The organism is Psychrobacter sp. van23A, assembly GCF_030845275.1.
Classification (GTDB): domain Bacteria; phylum Pseudomonadota; class Gammaproteobacteria; order Pseudomonadales; family Moraxellaceae; genus Psychrobacter; species Psychrobacter faecalis.
Genome location: NZ_CP132595.1, coordinates 1295626 through 1314343, shown reverse-complemented (window position 1 = coordinate 1314343; position 18718 = coordinate 1295626). Strand labels below are relative to the sequence as shown.

The following is an 18718-nucleotide window of genomic DNA, read 5'->3' as shown; positions in this document are numbered from 1 at the left end:
CAGTGGCTGTGATGCGGTTTAACCTAAAGGTTAAGAGAAGACAAATCTAAGCCTTGCGCTTGGCCCGCCTTCGATAGTCGCAGCTCAACCTGACGCGCTTCTTTATCATTATCATCGCGATCGGCTTGCGTCATATCAATAAACAAACTCGGTGGTGGTAAATAGCTGTCCGCACGGCTGGCCCATTCAATAATAACTAATGCATTTGCTTCATCCAAATATTCATCAAAACCAATAAAGGACAGCTCTTCTGGGTCTTGCAGACGATATAAATCTGCATGATAAACAGGTTTAATTGAACCATCTTTTTGCTCAATACTATAAGGCTCGACTAAGGTATAAGTTGGGCTTTTGACCGCACCTGTATGGCCGAGCGCCTGCAACCAATAACGCGTCAAGGTGGTTTTACCAGCGCCTAGATCACCCGACAGCCAAATACTACCCGATAAGGGCAACGCTGCCAATTGCACCGCCAAGCGCTGGGTATCTGCTTCAGAATGCAGCGTCAAGGTTTTCACATGTTGGTCTTGTTTTATATTATTAGGCATCAAACTTACCTTCCTTTACTTGCGTCTGTACTTGCGTCTGTACTTGCATAGTCACGGATGGATTGATAAAGCTTTCACCGCGAATCAATTTGGCATATAGCTCGGGGTCATGCCATTCTGCCTTCACTTGCTCACTAAATTCAAAGTCTTCTAGATGAAGCTCACCCATTTGCGCGTTTGCCACATCGTCTGCAAAGCACTGTGCGTAACCGGTTGCGGTTTCGTGGGCAATCACCGAGTAAACGCTGACATCAGACTCACCGTTTTGCATTTGGGTTTGTTTGAGAATTTCTTGTGCCCAAAAGAAGATAACGCGTGAGAACTGCTCTGCTGATGGCGATACCGGCAAACTGATCCAGCGCGCGCTGAATTTTTTACAGGCGGTGATATATTCAGGGTCGTCTTTATTCCAAAAGCAAATCGCATGATCAAAGCTATCAATAATGTCTTTAATAGACGATTTTAATAGACCAAAATCATATACCATCTGCCCATGGTCTAATCGCTTAGCTTCAAGAATCAGCTCAATCTGATAGCTATGACCATGAATAGAATGTTTGCAGCGCTCAGAGCTACAATTACGCACGATATGCGCATTTTCAAATTTGAACAGTTTACGAATACGCATAATAATTGACCAAAACAGTAAGCTTTACTGTGTTAAACATGAATATTATAAGGGTTTGCCGCGACGACACATCGGCGTGCGGCTCATTATAGCAAATCGTAATGACTGCGTAAGTAGTCACTTACTAATAGCAATATTGGCAAAATCCATTCACTAATGACGTGGTGCAAACATAATAATTGCCATGCCTAAGAGCGCGACGATAGAACCCAAAATATCCCACGTGGTTGGCCTGATGCCGTTCACTGTCCAAAGCCAAATAATAGCCATCGAGATATAGACACCGCCGTAAGCGGCATACACTCGACCAGCGGCGGTGGGATGTAAGGACAGCAGCCAAACAAAAGCGACCAAGCTTAGTGCACCTGGAACCAGCAGCCAAATCGACTTACCTTCCCGCAGCCATAAATAAGGCAAATAACAACCGATAATTTCAGCCAATGCAGTCAGCGCAAACAGTCCAACGGTTTTTAATTCAGTCAAACCAACCACTCCTAAACCGTGATAAATCCTGTCATATATTGCACGGCATTACCAGAAATTAGCACCCTATCGCCTGCAACGACGCAGTTTAAAATACCGCCTCGTTTTGATGCTTGATAAGCTATTAATTCATCTTTACCCAAACGCTCTGCCCACAGTGATGCGAGCCCCGTATGAACCGAACCCGTCACTGGGTCTTCATCGCCACCATTGGCAGGCCAAAAATAACGTGAAATAAAATCGTAATCCTTATAGTCAGCGGAGGTGGCCTGACAGGTGACCACCACATTTAACGGCGCAAGTTGTTTTAATTGCTCGTTATCGCGCGCTACGTTTAAGACATCGGCTTCAGCATTATAAAGCACAAAATAGGCTTGAGTGTTTTTATAAACTTCAACTGGTGCAACAGACAATCCTGCCAGCAAGCTATCGGGAATATCTTTAACCTTTTCCGGCTTAGTATTAGGAAAGTCCATTTGTATTTTGCCATCGTCTGTTTGCACGATGGTCAATATACCAACCGCTTTTGCGTAAAACCTAATGGTTTCTATATCAGGGTTTTTGTTAAATAGCACAAAGGCTGACGCCAAGGTTGCGTGCCCGCAAAACGCAATCTCAGTCAAAGGAGAAAACCAGCGAATATGATAAATACCGTCATCATCACACACAATAAAAGCTGTCTCCGATAAATTATTTTCAAAAGCAATAGACTGCATTAACTTATCAGAAAGCCAATTATCTGTGATAATAACGGCTGCTGAATTGCCTTTAAAAACGGTATCCGTAAAAGCGTCGACGACATTAATTTCTAGTTGCATATTAAGCTCTTCTTTTTTATTAACATTAATTTTGGCTATTTTTTATCCCGCTGTTTATACCCAACGTCTGACTTTTGCCTTATAAACCTGATAAGCCTTGCCAAATTTCTGTGCCAACATCCGCTCTTCTGGTTGGATTTGAAAACGGGTCATATGAAGTATAAATAGAGGCAACAACACGAAGGCAAGAAAGTGCGACAGATACAATGCCCAGCTAAATAATATAAGCACCAAGCCTACATACATCGGATTTCGGCTATATTGATACACACCACTAGTCACTAATCTTGAAACTTTTTCAAGCGCTTGCGGATTGGGTGTGGTCTGCGCTTTTTTAAATTGAGTAACACCTAAAATGGCGCTACCCAGTCCTATAGCGCCCAAACCTACTGCCAATGCCGCAGAGCCTTTCAAAGAAAATTTCAAAGCAGGTGCGACTTTAGAGACACCAGCCATGGCCGCTGCGGTGACGATAACTTGCGCGACTGGCGGTACTTTTAGCTCTAGAGAATTCATCTTGACTCCTTATAAATGCAATTTTATAAATAAGACCTTATATAGAATTAAATAATGAATGAGCGCTTAATTACTTATTATAGTATTCAGTGTTTATTCAGCTTTTCGCCTTTTATTCTTCATTAGTTAAACACTTTACGCCGTTGTTGTCCCTACTCTACAAGTTTTAAGTGATGATTGATATTAGAATGAGCGGCTTTATTATCCATATAAAGTTATAATTGCCATTTGTTTCATTTTTACCCTTTACTCTAGTGAAGGTGTTGTTTCTAAGATGTAGTTGAACTTAAATGAGGAAGTTAGCGTCATGATGCGTATCGGATTGTTCTTATTAACCAACTTAGCGGTGATTGTGGTTTTTAGCATCGTGTTTGGTATTTTATCCAGATTTTTTGGGATTGGCGGCGTCCATGGCGCAGGCGGGCTAAATTATACTAGCCTTGCCATTATGTGCGGTATATATGGCATGGTTGGTTCGATGGTCTCGCTGTTTATCTCAAAATGGATGGCAAAAAAATCAACGGGCACAGTAGTCATTGAAACGCCAAGAAATGCTACGGAAAAATGGCTGGTTGATACTGTCGCCAAACACGCACAGGTGGTAAATATTGGTATGCCGGAAGTAGGAATTTTTAATAATTCTCAGCCAAACGCCTTTGCAACCGGTTGGAACAAAAACCAAGCATTGGTCGCGGTCTCCTCAGGGCTACTACAAAGCATGACACCCGATGAAATAGAAGCGGTGCTCGCGCATGAGATTGGTCATGTGGCCAATGGCGATATGGTGACCCTTGCGCTCATTCAAGGGGTGGTAAACGCCTTTGTCATGTTCTTTGCGCGTATTATTGGTAGCTTCGTCGACCGTACTGTCTTTAAAAATGAAGGGGACGGCCCGGGTATCGGTTATTTCATCACCAGTATCGTGATGGATATTTTGCTGGGTTTTTTGGCGTCTGCCATCGTCATGTGGTTCTCGCGCCTACGTGAATTCCGTGCTGATGAGATGGGGGCAAAGCTTGCCAGCCGTGAAAAAATGATTAGCGCACTGGATGCCTTGCGTCCTTCTGAGCAGCGTCCAGACCAGATGCCTGAGAGCATGAAAGCGTTTGCAATCTCGTCTGGGCAGTCTACGGGCTTTAGTATCGCTAACCTTTTCCGCTCACATCCAACGCTTGATGAACGTATCGCGGCGTTGAGAAAGTATAATCCTAGCAAGGCTTAAGCCACAGCCCTAACATACATGACAGATGATAGCGGATGGCTAGAACAGCGCCGCTATTATCTGCATCGTTTGACCGTTATAAACAATCAACCTTTACCTGTAATTCCTACTGCCGCGGTGGCTGTGTTCACATCTGTCGCTGGCGGACTGGTAATAAAAGTCAGATACGCTTCATATTGTTCAAGCACATCATCAATCACTTGCTGCTTGGTCAAGCCCATCAAATCATAACCGCCGGAGCCGGTTTGCGTCGTTACTTCTAAACGATAATAAACATCGCTAACTGGTGACATCTTGCCACTAAAGGTCGGTGACGGCGTCTCGACCATAGACACTTGATAGTAAAAGTCGTTTTGCGCGTCAGTAGATACCTTTAATAATGGCCCACCAACATCAATATCGCCCGCTATATGAGGAATATTATCACGATCAATCTTATAACCTTGGCGCTCAAACTCATTGGCGACATCGTTTAGCGCCGGACGAACGACACGCTCAAGAAATTGCTCTGTTTCTCGTTTGCTCGGATAAGCCAGCATTTGTCCCAAGCGCTGCTTCCAAGAACGCTCCGGTATATGCCCGCCACTTGGCGTAACAGAAGGACGACGCAGCACCGTACCTTCGCGCTCAGCCCGTTCTATTTTTAACGCTTTAGAAAAAGAGAACATCACCAGATAAACAATAATCGTCACAGGAAGAGCAAAGATAAGCGTGGCATATTCCATGGTAATGACGCCGCCTGCAATCAACATAGAGATGGTCAATACTGCCGTCAACACCGCCCAAAAAATACGTAGCCACTTTGGGCCATCTTCGCTTGGATCAGGGATAGAGGTTGAAAAGTTCGACATCACCATCGCCCCTGAGTTAGCACTGGTGATATAAAACAGCAATCCTGAAAGCGTCGCTAACGCTATCAAAATAGTCGCCCCCGGAAACAACTCAAGTAGCGCGTACCATCCGCGCTCTGGGCTTTGAACCGCAAGCTCGGCAAAGGCGGTATTTCCTTGTAATACCTCATAAAGGGCGGAATTACCAAAGAAAGAAACGATGATAAAGTCACATAATACCGGCACTGTAATCGCGGCAATGACAAACTCACGTAATGTGCGTCCACGCGAAATACGCGCTAAAAACACCCCAACAAACGGCCCCCATGCGAGCCAAAACGCCCAAAAGAATAGCGTCCAACTGCCCATCCAATCGCTACTACCGGGAACATAGGCAAAGGTTTTAAACATCCGAGCAGGTAGCGTGACAAAGAACTGACCCAAATTTTCAACTAAGGCATTTAACAAAAACGCCGTCTCGCCAGCGATTAGGATAAACGCCATCATTGCCACCGCGCTCCATAGATTGAGCTCGGAGATCCAGCGGATACCGCGATCAACCCCCGAAGTGGTGGCCAAAATGGTCAAAACAACCGCACCAACCACGAGGGCAATCTGTAACGTTAAGCCTTCTTCAAAACCAAATAACTTTGAGAAACCAACGTTTAAGAGTACCACGCCGATACCCATGGTCGTCGCCACGCCGAACACTGTGCCGACCAAGGCAAGAATACTAATACCATGGCCGATAGGACCTTTTACCCGCTTACCGAGCAGCGGATAAAGCGCCGCCCGAATGGATAAAGGCATGCCCCAACGGTAGGCAAAATAACCCATTGCCATACCAAGCAGTGCATAAATAGACCAGCCGGCAATGCCGTAATGGAACATTGTCCAAACCACAGCGTCTTGCATAGCAGCAGCACTTGCTCCTTCACCAGACGGCGGGGTCAAATACTGTACGACGGGGCCAGTGACTGAAAAAAACAGCATGTCAATGCCTACCCCAGCGGCAAATAACATCGCTGCCCACGTTCCCAGTTTATACTGTGGCCGCGAATCATCAGGCCCAAGGCGTATGCTACCTGCTTTAGACAGTGCTACCCACAGCACAAAACCGATGACCATCACCATGGTAATCACGTAATACCAGCCAAGATTGGTCGCAATCCAATCAACGACTGTTTTCATCGTTGTACTGGCATTGATAGGCATCAAAATTGCCCATATCGAAAACGCCACAATCACAACTGATGAGACAATCAGTACGCTCCAATTAATATGAGCCACACTGTTTTCTGACAGCTCCTGCGCTCCTTTTTTCAGATCGCTGCGGGAGATTGGCACATCTTCATCAAACGGTTTTGATTGGCGTTCTGTACCGCCAAACTGCCTGCGCTCAAACGGCGGGCGCGAGCTTTCGCTAGGCTCATTTACTAATGGGTTATTTGACTCGTCAGCCTCCCTTAAGCCATCGTCATTCGGTTTGTCGCTCATTTATATTCCTTATTTTTATATGACTGTCCGTATTAGGTTCACTATATTCTACCCCTAGTTTAATGTCATTATGCTGAATGTGTTTATCCAATGATGATACAGGCTTAGCGTCAGTAGTAAAGCATCGTGAGAGGAAATCATACGTATGAAACTATTTAAAGCTAAAGTAATGAAAAAGGTTAAAGCCAAAGTAATGAAAAAGGGCACTTGCATTCACTATAAAGTTTCTTGCATAAAAAAGCCCACCTAACGCTCTTATCGAGAAATTAGACGGGCTTTTTTATGGCTTAATATATATTACATATCAAACTCAAGCGCTCTATCACCGTTGGCGTCTTGGATACGCGTTGGCAAACCAATCTCATTTAGCAAGTTGATAAATGGCTTGGCATCAAGTTCTTCAACGTTGACCATTTTGCCCGCATCCCACTCGCCCGTCGCGACCAACATTGCAGCAGCAACGGGTGGCACGCCTGCAGTATAAGAGATGCCTTGGCTACCGACTTCGTTATAAGCGTCTTTATGATCGGAGATATTGTAGATAAATACCTCGCTATCAACGCCGTTAATTTTGCCTTTAACCTTGTCGCCGATGCAGGTTTTGCCCGTATAATTTGGCGCAAGCGAACTTGGATCCGGCAGTACGGCTTTCACCACCTTAAGCGGAATCACTTCTTGCCCTTCAGCAGTCATCACCGGCTGCTCAGACAATAGACCTAGGTTTTGGAGCACAGTAAACACATTAATATAATGCTCACCAAAGCCCATCCAAAAGCGAATATTTGGCACATCTAGGTTAGCCGATAAAGAATGAATCTCGTCATGACCACTTAGGTAACTGTTTTGCTCGCCAACGACTGGCAAATCATCGGTACGTTTGACTTCAAACATCTTATTCGACTGCCACTTACTGTCTTGCCAAGAATAAACCGTACCGGTGAACTCACGGAAATTAATCTCAGGGTCAAAGTTGGTGGCAAAATACTTACCGTGGCTGCCAGCGTTGATATCGATAATATCGATATCCGTCACCGAACCTGCATCCATCATGTCATAGCCAAGTCGCGCATAGGCATTGACCACACCAGGATCAAATCCAGCACCCAAAATCGCCGTGATGTTCTTGTCGGCACAGCGCTGTTTACGCTGCCATTCATAGTTGTCATACCATGGCGGCGTCTCGCAAATCTTGCGCGGATCTTCATGAATGGCGGTATCAATATAAGCCGAGCCTGTTTCAATACAAGCCTCTAAAACGGTCATATTGACAAATGCCGAACCGACATTGATAACGATTTGAATACCCGTCTCTTCAATCAGCTGTATCAGCGCTTGCGTATCCATCGCATCGACTTGATGGGTATGTAATACCGCAGGCAGCTTAAAGCTATTCTTCTCTTTGACACTTTGGGCGATGGCATCACATTTATCTTGCGTGCGTGAGGCAATATGAATCTCGCCAAGGACGTCATTATGCATCGCACATTTATGCGCGACCACTTGCGCCACACCGCCTGCACCGATGATGAGCACGTCTTTTTTGCTAGGGTTGGTTTGATTTGTGTTCAATGAACAATCCTCCTTTGTGTCCCTGTCGATACCATCGATGGTGGCGAGTCAAAACAGAAACGAGTGAATGATATGCGTGAATTAAAAAGGAAGACCGAGGAAAACCCACGCACCCGTCGGGCAAAGCAGTATTTGGCTACTTGCTTTTACCCGCGGCGATTATAACAATTTTTACCCACCTTTCGGCAATAATTAATCGATAAGATGACATGCAATTTTATTATTCAAATCTTACCAGCTTATTATTAATAGCAAAATTAAGACAAGCTGGCCTTATAATCTTGATAATCAAACTCACGCTGCACATCTATCGACCCATCTAAACGGCGGATAACGATTGCAGGCATGCCCACACCATTGAACCAGTTTTTCTTGACCATGGTATAACCGGCAGCATTGCCAAACGCAATGGTATCGCCAATTTTCAAATTACTCGGTAAGGCGTACTCACCAAAGATATCGCCTGCCAAACAAGAACGACCGTAAATAATAGTATTGTCTGCAGCGCCCTCTTTTTGATCTTTATTTACCGGCATCATATCTATTGATTCTTCATTAATGGACACAATGGGAGCAGACTCGCGATAAATCAGTAAATCAAGCATATGTGCTTCGATAGAGGCATCGACGACGGCGAGATTTTTTTCATTGTGCATGGTATCTAAGACGGTCGTGACTAATGAGCCAGCACCATGAATACTTGCTTCGCCCGGCTCAAGATAGACTTGTACGCCGTATCTCTCGCTAAAGCCTTTTAATCTATCAGCCAGTTTTTCGAGTGGATAATCAGGCGCGATAAAGTGAATACCACCGCCCAAGCTCACCCATTCAAGCTGCGCCAGCACCTCACCAAACCTGTTTTCGATATCGGCTAAGCTTGCGCTAAATGCCTCAAAGCTATCATTTTCACAGTTGTTATGAATCATGACGCCTGTGATATCAGCAAGTACGGCGGTAATCTTATCTTTATCATGCTCACCTAAGCGGCTAAAGGGACGCGCAGGATCAGCAATAATAAAGGACGAATTACTGGTCTTTGGATTTAAGCGTAGCCCTACTGGTATATTTTGTGCTTTGGCTTGGTCTTTAAAAGCATTCAGCTGCGAGATGGAATTAAAGATTATTTTATCGGCATAGCTCAATACTTCGTCGATTTCATCGGCGCTATAAGCAACGCTATAAGCATGGGTTTCTTTTTTATTATCACCGCCTTTACCTTTACCAAAGGTCTCATAGCCCAACCGCACTTCATTCAATGAAGACGAGGTTGTACCATGCAAATAAGGCTGCATGACATCAAACACGCCCCAAGTGGCAAAACATTTGAGCGCGAGCAAGGCTTTGGCGCCAGATAGCTCGCACAGACGCGCGATAATCTGCATATTGGCAACGATTGCCGCTTCATCAAGTAGATAATAGGGCGTTGCAGGCAAAGATGAAGGGCTGGTTTGTAACGGTAAATTTGTATTCATAAGAGGTTACCTAATAGCTGCGGTCGGTATCATGACAGACCTAAATAATTGCGCTATAGTAGACTAAATTCATCATAATTAGAATATCTTATGGCACTCTCGACCGATTATTCTACGGCTAAAAACCCAGCCAACCTATCCCAGCTAGACCCACAAAACATCAGCTTAGAACATCTTGCTGCGGATGCGCGTGCGGTATTGGATTTTTGGTTCGATAAAGACAATGAGCAGTATTGGTTTGCGCAAAATGATGCTTTTGATAAAAAGATAAAAGACAAGTTTTATGATATTTGGCAGGCAGCAAAACAGGGTGAATGCGTGTCGTGGCGTATCGCAGATGCAGCGACTGATAGCAATAGCTCAGTCACAGCGCTAGCAGGACGCTTGGCAGAAATTATCGTGTTAGATCAGTTTTCGCGTAATTTATGCCGTGAGCAAGCGTGCGCTTTTGCCCAAGATGGCATGGCGCTAGCATTGGCACAAGAAGCCATTGGACAACCATATTTTGATACGCTGCCAGCGCAGTGGCGCAAATTTATTATCATGCCATTTATGCATTCTGAATCGGCCATGATTCATGAGCGCTATCTGCCGCTGTTTAAGCAATTAAATGATGCAACAACCTTAGAGTTTGAAGAGCGTCATAAAGAGATTATCGATAAATTTGGACGCTATCCACATCGTAACGACACGTTGGATCGTGAAACGACTGACGAAGAAGAAGCGTTTTTAAAGCAGCCCAACTCATCGTTCTAAGTATTTTTGGGACTTTGAAGATTTCTGTTGTTAAAGGTTTAAATAAAAAAACCTCAAACGTGAACTGACCCCCGAAACTTGGACGGTTTAGTTTATATCAAGGACTGAGTTCTGTACTGCACAGGGCTCAGTCCTTTTAGTTTGAGCTGAATACGCTCATGATTATAATAATGCATGTATTCATGAATCTGTTTTTCTAAACTTTCAATCGAGAAGGGCTTTTCAATATAAATCGTCTCGCACTTCAGCGTACCGAAGAACCCTTCCATCAGTGCATTATCTAAGCAGTTGCCTTTTCTACTCATACTTTGCTGAATACCATGCTGCTTCAGCACCGCTCCAAACGGTCTCATTTGATAATGCCAGCCTTGATCAGAGTGCAGCATGAGTGTCTTATCACGACACACTTTCGTCTTTGCCAAAGCACCATCTAGCATCTTGCTCACTAAGTCATAAGTCGGGCGCCTTGAGAGCGTATAGCTGACGATCTCATTGTTATAACAATCAAGTATGGGCGACAAATACAGCTTATCATCACCTACCTTAAACTCGGTAATGTCAGTGAGCCAGCGCTTATTTGGTTTATCTGCGTTAAACTGGCGCTTTAAATAATTCTTCGAAATCTTACCTTGTCGTCCTTTATAGGAGCGGTATTTCTGACGTCTTATCTTTGCGCTAAGCTTCATGCCATGCATAAGCTTAGCGATGAGCTTATGGTTATGATGCACCCCTAACTGCTTTAGTGCAGCCGTGACTCTACGATAACCGTACCTGCCTTTGTGCTTGTGGTAAAGGGTGGTGATACGCTGTTTTAAATCTGCATATTTGTCTTTAACGTCAAACTGGCACCGATGATAGTAAAAGACACTCTTAGCCATGGTAGCGATGTCTAGCAAATCAGATAAAGGGTGCTCTTGTCTTAGCGCTTCGATGAGCCTTGCTTTTTGCCTGCTTGTTCCTCCGCTTTGAGCAAGGCATCGAGCTTTTTTAGGTAGGCAACCTCTGCACGTAGATATTCATTCTCACGCTTCAATTCTGCTAAGCTCTTTTCATCATTTAGTTTGTCTGTGATAAAGGGTTTGCTCATGACGGTTCTACCTTTAGGTTTGGAGATGAGTCCAGATATGCCTTCTAGTCGATACGCTTTGTGCCAGTGACTGATTAGGGCCGGTGAGCTGATATCAAACATCAAAGCGACCTTAGATTGACTTAATCCTTGCGTCAGCATGGTCGTAATCACATGATGTTTAAACTCACTGCTGTATTTTGCCTTACTTGTCTTTGGCTTGATGGCATCTATGCCACCGCTTTGATATTGTTTGACCTATTTTTGTACAAGTTTCGAATCTACTTTAAACTGCTCACTTGTGGCAAGTCCGGTATGTCCTTCTCCGTAGTATGCGATGACTTGCATCTTAAAGCCTAGATCGTAACGCATAAAAATACCCCCGTAAGTTGTGTCCAACTTATGGGGGTCGGTTCAGTTCTTAATAAACAGAGGGTTTTTTTATGACTAAAAGCATTTTCTTATTTAAATTTATTTGCTTAGGCTATTTTATTAAGCAGTCTCATTCTGCTAGCTAATGATCATTTTTAGGTCAGGCAATATTAACTTTCAAGCACTTTTCTTACCGGTGCAAAGCTACGTCTATGCGCGGCTAATACGCCATGAGCTGCAATCGCTTCCATATGGGCGCGCGTTGGATAGCCTTTATGCTTGGCGATGCCATATTCAGGATGTTCGGCATCAAGCGCATACATAGTCTTATCACGGCTGACTTTTGCTAAAATACTGGCCGCCGCGATACTGGTATGTCGGCCATCGCCTTTTACCCACGCTTGACAGTCAATCGCTGGCTCTTGAATACCATATTTAGCAATGCTTACATAATCTAAATCCGGGCAACGATTGCCATCAATCAATATCTCAAAACGTGCTTTCTGTTCTTCATCAAGGTATTTAGCAACTACTTCCAATAAAATCTCAGTACATAAGCGCATACCAAGCATGGTTGCTTGCAAGATATTGACTTGGTCGATGACCGCTGGCGGTATATCAGCGACGATGTGCGCGACTGCATGCTGCTGAACCAACGGATAAAGAATATCGCGCTTTTTTTCACTCAGCTGTTTCGAGTCCGTCAGTATAGACAATGGCGTATTTTTTAGTGGCTCATTTTCAATTAAACCTGACCACGCCGCAGGTAATATTGCCGCAGCGACAGTAACGCTACCTAGCAGCGGGCCACGCCCTGCTTCATCCACGCCAATTTGTAAGGTTGCTGGTTGCAAGTTTTCTAAACTTAATGAGTATTGCGCAATCAGTTCTGCGATATTGATTTGCCCTGATAACTGTATGGGAGCCGCCAGTTGTATGTATTGTCCTTTAATATCAACTTGCTCAATAACTCTTTCAGTCTGAACGGTATGCTTAGGCATAGCTGGGCTTTTTATAGGGTTATTTTCTGTAGAAGACATAGTACTCATAACTTTATTATTTCTTAACTTTACGGTTTAATGAATTTTTTGCGTGCCTAACATAATTAGCGCTTGATTACTGAGCTTAGTTATTAATCTTGATTACTGAGCTTGATAATTGTCTTGGCTGTCGTAATTTTCTTGACTGACATGACCGTCTTGTCCATTAAAATCATGACTTTGATAACTGTCGCGGTTTTGAACAAACCACTGTTCGATGACGCTATGCGCAGGGTCATGATTGCTTTGTTGTTGCAATGCATACTTGGTATCAATCAGCGCTTTTAATTGTTCAGCGTACGCGCGCGGCTGCAACAAACGCATCACGGTACGACAGATATTATCACCACTTGCCTGCTCTTGGATAAGCTCGGGCACGATTGCGCTGTCTGCCAAAATATTGGGCAAACCGACATAAGGGACTTTCACCAAACGTTTTGCTATCTGATAAGTCAGCTGATTTAATTGATAAATCACCACCATTGGACGCTCAAGCAGCATGGCTTCCAAGGTTGCAGTACCCGACGCTAACATAACCATGTCTGATGCCGCCATCGCCAGCTGACTAAAGGCTGGCTGACTTTCATCATAGACCACCGCAATCGCCGCCCGCAGTTGCTCTGAGCGCTTATCGATCACATCTTGCACGATATATTGATGGTTTTGATCGACAGTTGGAATGATAAAGCATAGCTTAGGATCTAACAGCAAAAGTCTTTGGATACCATCGAGCATAAGCGGCAAAATAGCCGTTATCTCACCACGCCTAGAGCCGGGCATGACGCAAATAAGCTGACTGACCTCATCAAAGCGGTCGATGAAAAACTGCTGCAAGCCATCATTATGCCAGACCAATTCGCTACGGCGCTGATTGATGGGCGTCTCAAGTAAGGTCTGATCAATGGTTCGTAGTAGCGGATGACCGACGCAAATCGCGGGATGATTATAACGCTCGTAGACCGGCAGCTCAAATGGGAATAGGCAAAGTACCAGATTGGTCGCTGCCATAATGTTATGAATACGCGACTCACGCCACGCCCAAATAGAAGGGCTGACATACTGCACGCAAAACACACCCTGCGGCTTTAATTTCTTTGCCACTCTAAGGTTAAAGTCGGGTGCATCAATGCCGATAAACCAATCAATACTTGCCGTTTTAAATGCCGTCAGCAGCTCTTGACGCGCTTTAAGCAAGTCCGGTAACTGTGCCACTACTTCGACCAAGCCCATCACAGCTAAGCGCGATAACGGAAAAATACTTTGTAGCCCTTGCGCTTGCATCTTTGCGCCGCCAACCCCAACCCAAATAATATCATCACGCAGATTATTCATCTGCTGCATAAAATCTGCACCCAAACTGTCGCCTGACACTTCCCCGGCGACAATCCCTATCACCAGTGGCGAGCTTGTAACCTCAGGCAATTTATCAAAAGCACCATAAGCATCCGGTGCTGGCGTTGTATCAGCAGGTTGGTGAGGCGTAGCAGGATCTGTCATGATAAGCTCTCAATATTAAAGTGGTACAATTTAATTGGTGCCATTTGAGTAGCACAGTTAAATGAAACAAAAGATAAAATGCGTCTATCATAAAAATGATTATATAAAATATAACATAGCTTAGCCGTAATAAGATGCCCATTAAAAGGCATCTTGATAGCACTCCATAATGCTCGAACTTAGTCGTTTATATCGCCATCATACGTGACAGTGCTGGAAATAGCTAAAAATAGCGAAATTAGTGCACAAAATCCAGTCAGTATCACTCATTTATATCTGCCTATAAACGTTCTGTTTAATGCAAATTTGGACTTAGGTTAGCGACAAAGCGTCATTTCACCTATGCTTTACACTGCCTTATCATTCTTATATACCTATGAATGACAGCATGTTAAGACGGGATGCAGCCATCAGCCATAACAAAGTTTTGGTCGCCACATTCCAGTTAGCAGTCAATTAACTGTACGACTGCCCTTGTCAACCAGCGCTTTTGTCCGCATAATGAATATCCCTATAAATCAGCTAGACGATATATAATCATGACAACACCAGCTACTCATAATGCAGATATTGACGACGTGAATATTGAAAAATTCATTCCTTTAATCACACCCGCTGAGCTAAAGTCTGAGCTACCTTTGTCAAATGACGCCTATAACACGGTTCTAAAAGGTCGCAACACTATCCAAGATATCCTGGATGGTAAAGACAAGCGTCTATTTGTGGTTATTGGCCCCTGCTCTATTCACGATATTAAGGCCGCCCACGAATATGCCGATCGCTTAGCCGTATTGGCAAAAGAGATTGAAGACAGCATCTTCGTTGTGATGCGCGTTTATTTTGAAAAGCCGCGTACTACGGTTGGCTGGAAAGGCATGATTAACGACCCTGATATGAACGACAGCTTTGATATCGAAAAAGGTCTGCGCACTGCTCGCAAGCTACTGCTTGATTTGAATGAAAAAGGTCTGCCGTGCGCAACCGAAGCCTTAGACCCAAATACGCCGCAGTACATTCAGGATTTGATTAGTTGGTCAGCGATTGGCGCGCGTACCACCGAAAGCCAAACGCATCGTGAAATGAGCTCAGGCTTATCGTGCCCAGTTGGCTTTAAAAACGGCACCGATGGCGGCATGACCGTTGCGGTTAATGCCATGCAAGCGGTAAAAGAAGGTCATAGCTTCCTCGGCTTATCAGCAGATGGCAAAGTTTCTATCATCAAATCTAAAGGCAACCCCTACGCGCACGTAGTCCTACGCGGTGGTAATGGTAAGCCAAACTATGATGAAACCGCTGTTGCACAAGTTGAAAATGAGCTGGCAAAAGGCAAAACCAATAGCAAAATTATGATTGACTCAAGCCACGCCAACTCAGGTAAAGACCCGTATCTGCAACCAATGGTCATTCAAAACGTTGCCGAGCAGATTAAAAACGGTAATAAATCTATCATCGGTTTGATGATTGAGAGTCATTTAAAAGGTGGCAATCAAAAGCTAACGACTGACTTAAGCCAGCTTGAATACGGTAAATCTATCACCGATGGTTGCCTAGATTGGGAAAGCACCGTTAGCGCTCTACACAATCTACGCGATATGGTTAAAGACGTTTTGCCGAATCGTTAAAAGCGCTTGGTGGTAATGAATACTGATTGACCACTCACTAAAAGGCCCGTTTGATAACAGATATCAGACGGGCCTTTTTTGTGCTTTTTAACTTATAAAGTACTGCTCGTTATGCACTTGCAGAACCTTCATTTGCCGCGCCTAAAACACTGTTTAAGCTTTCAATTACATGCTTAGAAGTCGCTTGCTTTTGTAGTTCAAGCAACTGCTCATGCGCCATTTGACGACGTGGTTCAGCCAAAGTATTCCAACGTGCCAGCACTTGCAATAAGCGTGACGCTAACACCGGATTGGCGTCATCCAGCTTTTTAATCACAGCGATATAAATATCTAGACCCTCTGGTGTCCACAACACCGTAGGCTGCGAGGTAAAGGCGCTGATGACCGAACGTACACGATTGGGCGTATTCCAATCAAAATCGTTATGCGCAAGTAAGGATTTAATAGTATCGGGCGTAACCGCATCAGCAGAGGCTTGCACACTAAACCATAAATCGATGACCAAATCATTATTTTCAAAACGATGATAAAAATCCGCCAGATACTTATCAGCATTTGCCAGTTGATGATTGACCATCGCCTTTAACGCGCCAAAACGCTCGGTCATACAGCTGGCGTTATCATACTGCTGCTCTGCCCATCCAGTAGCGCCATCGACGTTAGCGGTCAGTGCCATATCAAGCACCACATTACGTAAAGCGCGATTGCCACGAGCTTCCGCACTGTCTTCATAAGCCTGCATCGGTAGCTGTTTATAAAGCTCAGACCATTGATCTTTTAACGCTAAAGCCAGCTGTTGATATAAGCCTTCACGCTGTGCTTTTACCAGCTCTGGATCGTAATCTTTATGAATGGCAGATGCCAGCTCATGTGCTGACGGAATATCAAGCAAACGCGCCGCCAACATCGCATCATTAGCAGCCAGTTCAGGTAAGGCCTGCGCCACTACTTGCAAATATATCTCAGGACTGCTTTTCGCGCCGTGACCTTGCAGTAAAATGCGATTGACCAGCATTTGCGTCACTTGCCAGCGGTTAAAACCATTGGTTTCATATTTGAGCAAAAACGCCAAGTCTTCATCTTGATAATTATAATTGAGCTGAACGGGCGCACTAAAATCACGTAGCAAGGATACGACTGGCTCACTCATTATATTTTCAAAGGTAAAGGTTTGTGTGACTTGATCGAGAAGCAACATACGCTCGGCGATGATATGACCAGAATTTTTATCAAATAGTGCGGTCGCTACAGGAATCGGCAAGGGTTTTGGTGCATCAAAACCTGCAACCTGACGGGTTTGCTGACTCAAAGTAATAGTCAATGTCTGCGTCGCGCTGTCATAATCTTGGTAACCAGACACCACAGGCGTACCGGGCTGACGATACCAGTCGATAAAGTCTTCAATTTTGCTATCGGTAATACTAAGCGCCGATAAAAAGTCCTCAACCGTCACCGCTTGCCCATCATAACGGCGGAAATATTCGTCCGTACCTTTACGAAAGTTATCAGGCCCTAGCGTATTGGCAATCATACGCACGATTTCAGCGCCTTTTTCGTAGACGGTGGTGGTATAAAAGTTGTTAATCTCAACGAAGCTCTCAGGACGTACAGGGTGCGCTAGTGGTCCGGCATCTTCAGCAAATTGATGGGCGCGCAAGGTTGCCACATCGTCGATACGCTGGACAGCACTTGACTGCTGATCGGCTGAAAATGATTGATCCCGATAAACGGTAAAACCTTCTTTTAGGCACAGCTGAAACCAATCACGGCAGGTAATGCGATTACCCGTCCAGTTATGAAAATACTCATGAGCAATGATAGATTTGACACTAAAGCTGCGCGCATCTGTGGTCGTTTCAGGACTAGACAAGACACAAGCGGTGTTAAAAATATTTAAACCCTTATTTTCCATCGCGCCCATATTAAACTGACTGACGGCAACAATCATATAACGGTCTAAATCATACGCGCGGCCATAATTGACCTCATCCCACTGCATCGAGTCTTTTAAAGCTTGCATACCGACAGCACATTTATCGATATCTTCAGATTTTGCATAGAGCTCAAGCATTACCTCACGCCCTTCGCTCGTGGTATAGCTGTCAGTCAATACATCCAAATCAGCGATGACACAAGCAAACAGATAACTTGGTTTGTTGGTCGGGTCTTGCCAAATCGCATAATGACGCTCAGGCGCGTCCGACACTTCACCCGCTTCGAGCAAATTCCCATTACTCAATAGCGTCGGGAAACGCTTATCGGCTTCAAGCCGCGTGGTAAATCTCGCCAGCACATCGGGACGGTCTGGATAAAAGGTAATCTTGCGAAAACCCTCAGGCTCACACTGAGTGACGAACATAGTATCGTCACCACTACCGGCGATATATAAGCCTTCAAGCGCGGTATTGGTATGCGGATGGATACGTACTTGTAGCTGTAATTTGCTATGCGCTGGCGCATTAGTAATGATTAATTTACCCTCTATTTGCGTATAGCACTCACTGGTAAGCAGCTCATCATTCAGCTTAATAGATATCAGCTCAAGCCCTTCGCCATACAGCACTAAGTCGCCGTCAGTCTGGCGCTGCATCACCAAAGTGCTATCCACAATAGCATGGTCATCGAATAACTTAATATCCAAATCAACGGTTTCGACCGCAAAGCTTGGCGGTTGATAGTCTTTCAAATGAATTTTACTTGGCGCATGTGGCGGCACATCTGGCATGTCAGGATTGATAATTTGTGCGTCAGTTTCAGTATTGGACATGGAAATTCCTATTAT

At 44.6% G+C, this 18718-nt stretch carries 16 protein-coding genes; 3 read left to right on the top strand and 13 right to left on the bottom strand.

Annotated features, from left to right (window positions below; translation table 11 throughout):
* Positions 1–23: 23 nt before the first annotated feature.
* From tsaE to RAH45_RS05630, 5 genes are all read right to left on the bottom strand, one after another.
* Positions 24–548, bottom strand: a complete 525-nt coding sequence (gene tsaE, locus RAH45_RS05650) for a tRNA (adenosine(37)-N6)-threonylcarbamoyltransferase complex ATPase subunit type 1 TsaE (protein ID WP_102077359.1) — start codon at positions 546–548, stop codon at positions 24–26.
* On the bottom strand, positions 541–1176 hold the full coding sequence (locus tag RAH45_RS05645) for a 6-pyruvoyl trahydropterin synthase family protein (protein ID WP_238060153.1): 636 nt from the start codon (positions 1174–1176) through the stop codon (positions 541–543). The genes tsaE and RAH45_RS05645 overlap by 8 nt, the downstream gene beginning before the upstream one ends.
* Positions 1177–1329: 153 nt before the next feature.
* Positions 1330–1659: a YnfA family protein gene (locus tag RAH45_RS05640; RefSeq protein WP_102077361.1), complete on the bottom strand. Its 330-nt coding sequence runs from the start codon at positions 1657–1659 to the stop codon at positions 1330–1332.
* Between the two features lie 11 nt (positions 1660–1670).
* Complete coding sequence (locus tag RAH45_RS05635) at positions 1671–2477, bottom strand: PhzF family protein (RefSeq protein WP_306495784.1); 807 nt, start codon at positions 2475–2477, stop codon at positions 1671–1673.
* A 54-nt stretch (positions 2478–2531) separates the two neighbouring features.
* Positions 2532–2993, bottom strand: a complete 462-nt coding sequence (locus RAH45_RS05630) for a methyltransferase family protein (protein WP_306495783.1) — start codon at positions 2991–2993, stop codon at positions 2532–2534.
* Between the two features lie 307 nt (positions 2994–3300).
* On the opposite strand from RAH45_RS05630, the gene htpX reads away from it, so the two are divergent.
* Positions 3301–4215 (top strand): protease HtpX, encoded by a 915-nt coding sequence (htpX, locus tag RAH45_RS05625; protein WP_068404200.1) that lies wholly within the window; start codon positions 3301–3303, stop codon positions 4213–4215.
* Between the two features lie 86 nt (positions 4216–4301).
* Here the strand turns inward: htpX and betT are convergent, their stop codons facing one another.
* From betT to nspC, 3 genes are all read right to left on the bottom strand, one after another.
* Entirely contained in the window at positions 4302–6542 is a 2241-nt protein-coding gene (betT, locus tag RAH45_RS05620) for a choline BCCT transporter BetT (RefSeq protein WP_306495781.1), read from the bottom strand.
* Between the two features lie 297 nt (positions 6543–6839).
* Positions 6840–8111 (bottom strand): saccharopine dehydrogenase family protein, encoded by a 1272-nt coding sequence (locus RAH45_RS05615; protein ID WP_068404196.1) that lies wholly within the window; start codon positions 8109–8111, stop codon positions 6840–6842.
* A gap of 257 nt (positions 8112–8368) precedes the next feature.
* Positions 8369–9583: a carboxynorspermidine decarboxylase gene (gene nspC / locus RAH45_RS05610; protein ID WP_068404194.1), complete on the bottom strand. Its 1215-nt coding sequence runs from the start codon at positions 9581–9583 to the stop codon at positions 8369–8371.
* 90 nt (positions 9584–9673) lie between these two features.
* Here nspC and RAH45_RS05605 point away from each other — a divergent pair, with 90 nt between their 5' ends.
* A complete protein-coding gene (locus tag RAH45_RS05605) occupies positions 9674–10339 on the top strand; it encodes a DUF924 family protein (protein ID WP_068404192.1) in 666 nt (221 codons plus the stop codon).
* Positions 10340–10431: 92 nt separating this feature from the next.
* Here the strand turns inward: RAH45_RS05605 and RAH45_RS05600 are convergent, their stop codons facing one another.
* The 4 genes from RAH45_RS05600 to lpxB all read right to left on the bottom strand — a co-directional run bounded on the left by RAH45_RS05600 (position 10432) and on the right by lpxB (position 14314).
* Positions 10432–11271, bottom strand: a complete 840-nt coding sequence (locus tag RAH45_RS05600) for an IS3 family transposase (protein WP_306495912.1) — start codon at positions 11269–11271, stop codon at positions 10432–10434.
* Positions 11259–11567, bottom strand: a complete 309-nt coding sequence (locus tag RAH45_RS05595; RefSeq protein ID WP_227697944.1) for a hypothetical protein — start codon at positions 11565–11567, stop codon at positions 11259–11261. The genes RAH45_RS05600 and RAH45_RS05595 overlap by 13 nt, the downstream gene beginning before the upstream one ends.
* A 380-nt stretch (positions 11568–11947) precedes the next feature.
* Positions 11948–12826, bottom strand: a complete 879-nt coding sequence (locus tag RAH45_RS05590) for a ribonuclease HII (protein ID WP_068404190.1) — start codon at positions 12824–12826, stop codon at positions 11948–11950.
* A 93-nt stretch (positions 12827–12919) separates the two neighbouring features.
* Positions 12920–14314: a lipid-A-disaccharide synthase gene (gene lpxB / locus RAH45_RS05585; RefSeq protein WP_286797565.1), complete on the bottom strand. Its 1395-nt coding sequence runs from the start codon at positions 14312–14314 to the stop codon at positions 12920–12922.
* A gap of 539 nt (positions 14315–14853) precedes the next feature.
* On the opposite strand from lpxB, the gene RAH45_RS05580 reads away from it, so the two are divergent.
* The gene (locus tag RAH45_RS05580) at positions 14854–15936 is read left to right on the top strand and encodes a 3-deoxy-7-phosphoheptulonate synthase (protein ID WP_198327847.1); all 1083 of its coding nucleotides are present in this window, start codon (positions 14854–14856) and stop codon (positions 15934–15936) included.
* 109 nt (positions 15937–16045) lie between these two features.
* Here the strand turns inward: RAH45_RS05580 and pepN are convergent, their stop codons facing one another.
* On the bottom strand, positions 16046–18661 hold the full coding sequence (gene pepN, locus RAH45_RS05575) for an aminopeptidase N (RefSeq protein ID WP_306495911.1): 2616 nt from the start codon (positions 18659–18661) through the stop codon (positions 16046–16048).
* Positions 18662–18718 lie beyond the last annotated feature (57 nt).

Excerpts from the sequence above, each read along its gene's own strand:
- tsaE (WP_102077359.1), bottom strand. The coding sequence starts at position 548 with ATGCCTAATAATATAAAACAAGACCAACATGTGAAAACCTTGACGCTG.
- RAH45_RS05645 (WP_238060153.1), bottom strand. The coding sequence starts at position 1,176 with ATGCGTATTCGTAAACTGTTCAAATTTGAAAATGCGCATATCGTGCGT.
- RAH45_RS05635 (WP_306495784.1), bottom strand. The coding sequence starts at position 2,477 with ATGCAACTAGAAATTAATGTCGTCGACGCTTTTACGGATACCGTTTTT.
- RAH45_RS05630 (WP_306495783.1), bottom strand. The coding sequence starts at position 2,993 with ATGAATTCTCTAGAGCTAAAAGTACCGCCAGTCGCGCAAGTTATCGTC.
- htpX (WP_068404200.1), top strand. The coding sequence starts at position 3,301 with ATGATGCGTATCGGATTGTTCTTATTAACCAACTTAGCGGTGATTGTG.
- betT (WP_306495781.1), bottom strand. The coding sequence starts at position 6,542 with ATGAGCGACAAACCGAATGACGATGGCTTAAGGGAGGCTGACGAGTCA.
- nspC (WP_068404194.1), bottom strand. The coding sequence starts at position 9,583 with ATGAATACAAATTTACCGTTACAAACCAGCCCTTCATCTTTGCCTGCA.
- RAH45_RS05605 (WP_068404192.1), top strand. The coding sequence starts at position 9,674 with ATGGCACTCTCGACCGATTATTCTACGGCTAAAAACCCAGCCAACCTA.
- RAH45_RS05595 (WP_227697944.1), bottom strand. The coding sequence starts at position 11,567 with ATGCTGACGCAAGGATTAAGTCAATCTAAGGTCGCTTTGATGTTTGAT.
- RAH45_RS05590 (WP_068404190.1), bottom strand. The coding sequence starts at position 12,826 with ATGAGTACTATGTCTTCTACAGAAAATAACCCTATAAAAAGCCCAGCT.
- lpxB (WP_286797565.1), bottom strand. The coding sequence starts at position 14,314 with ATGACAGATCCTGCTACGCCTCACCAACCTGCTGATACAACGCCAGCA.
- RAH45_RS05580 (WP_198327847.1), top strand. The coding sequence starts at position 14,854 with ATGACAACACCAGCTACTCATAATGCAGATATTGACGACGTGAATATT.
- pepN (WP_306495911.1), bottom strand. The coding sequence starts at position 18,661 with ATGCCAGATGTGCCGCCACATGCGCCAAGTAAAATTCATTTGAAAGAC.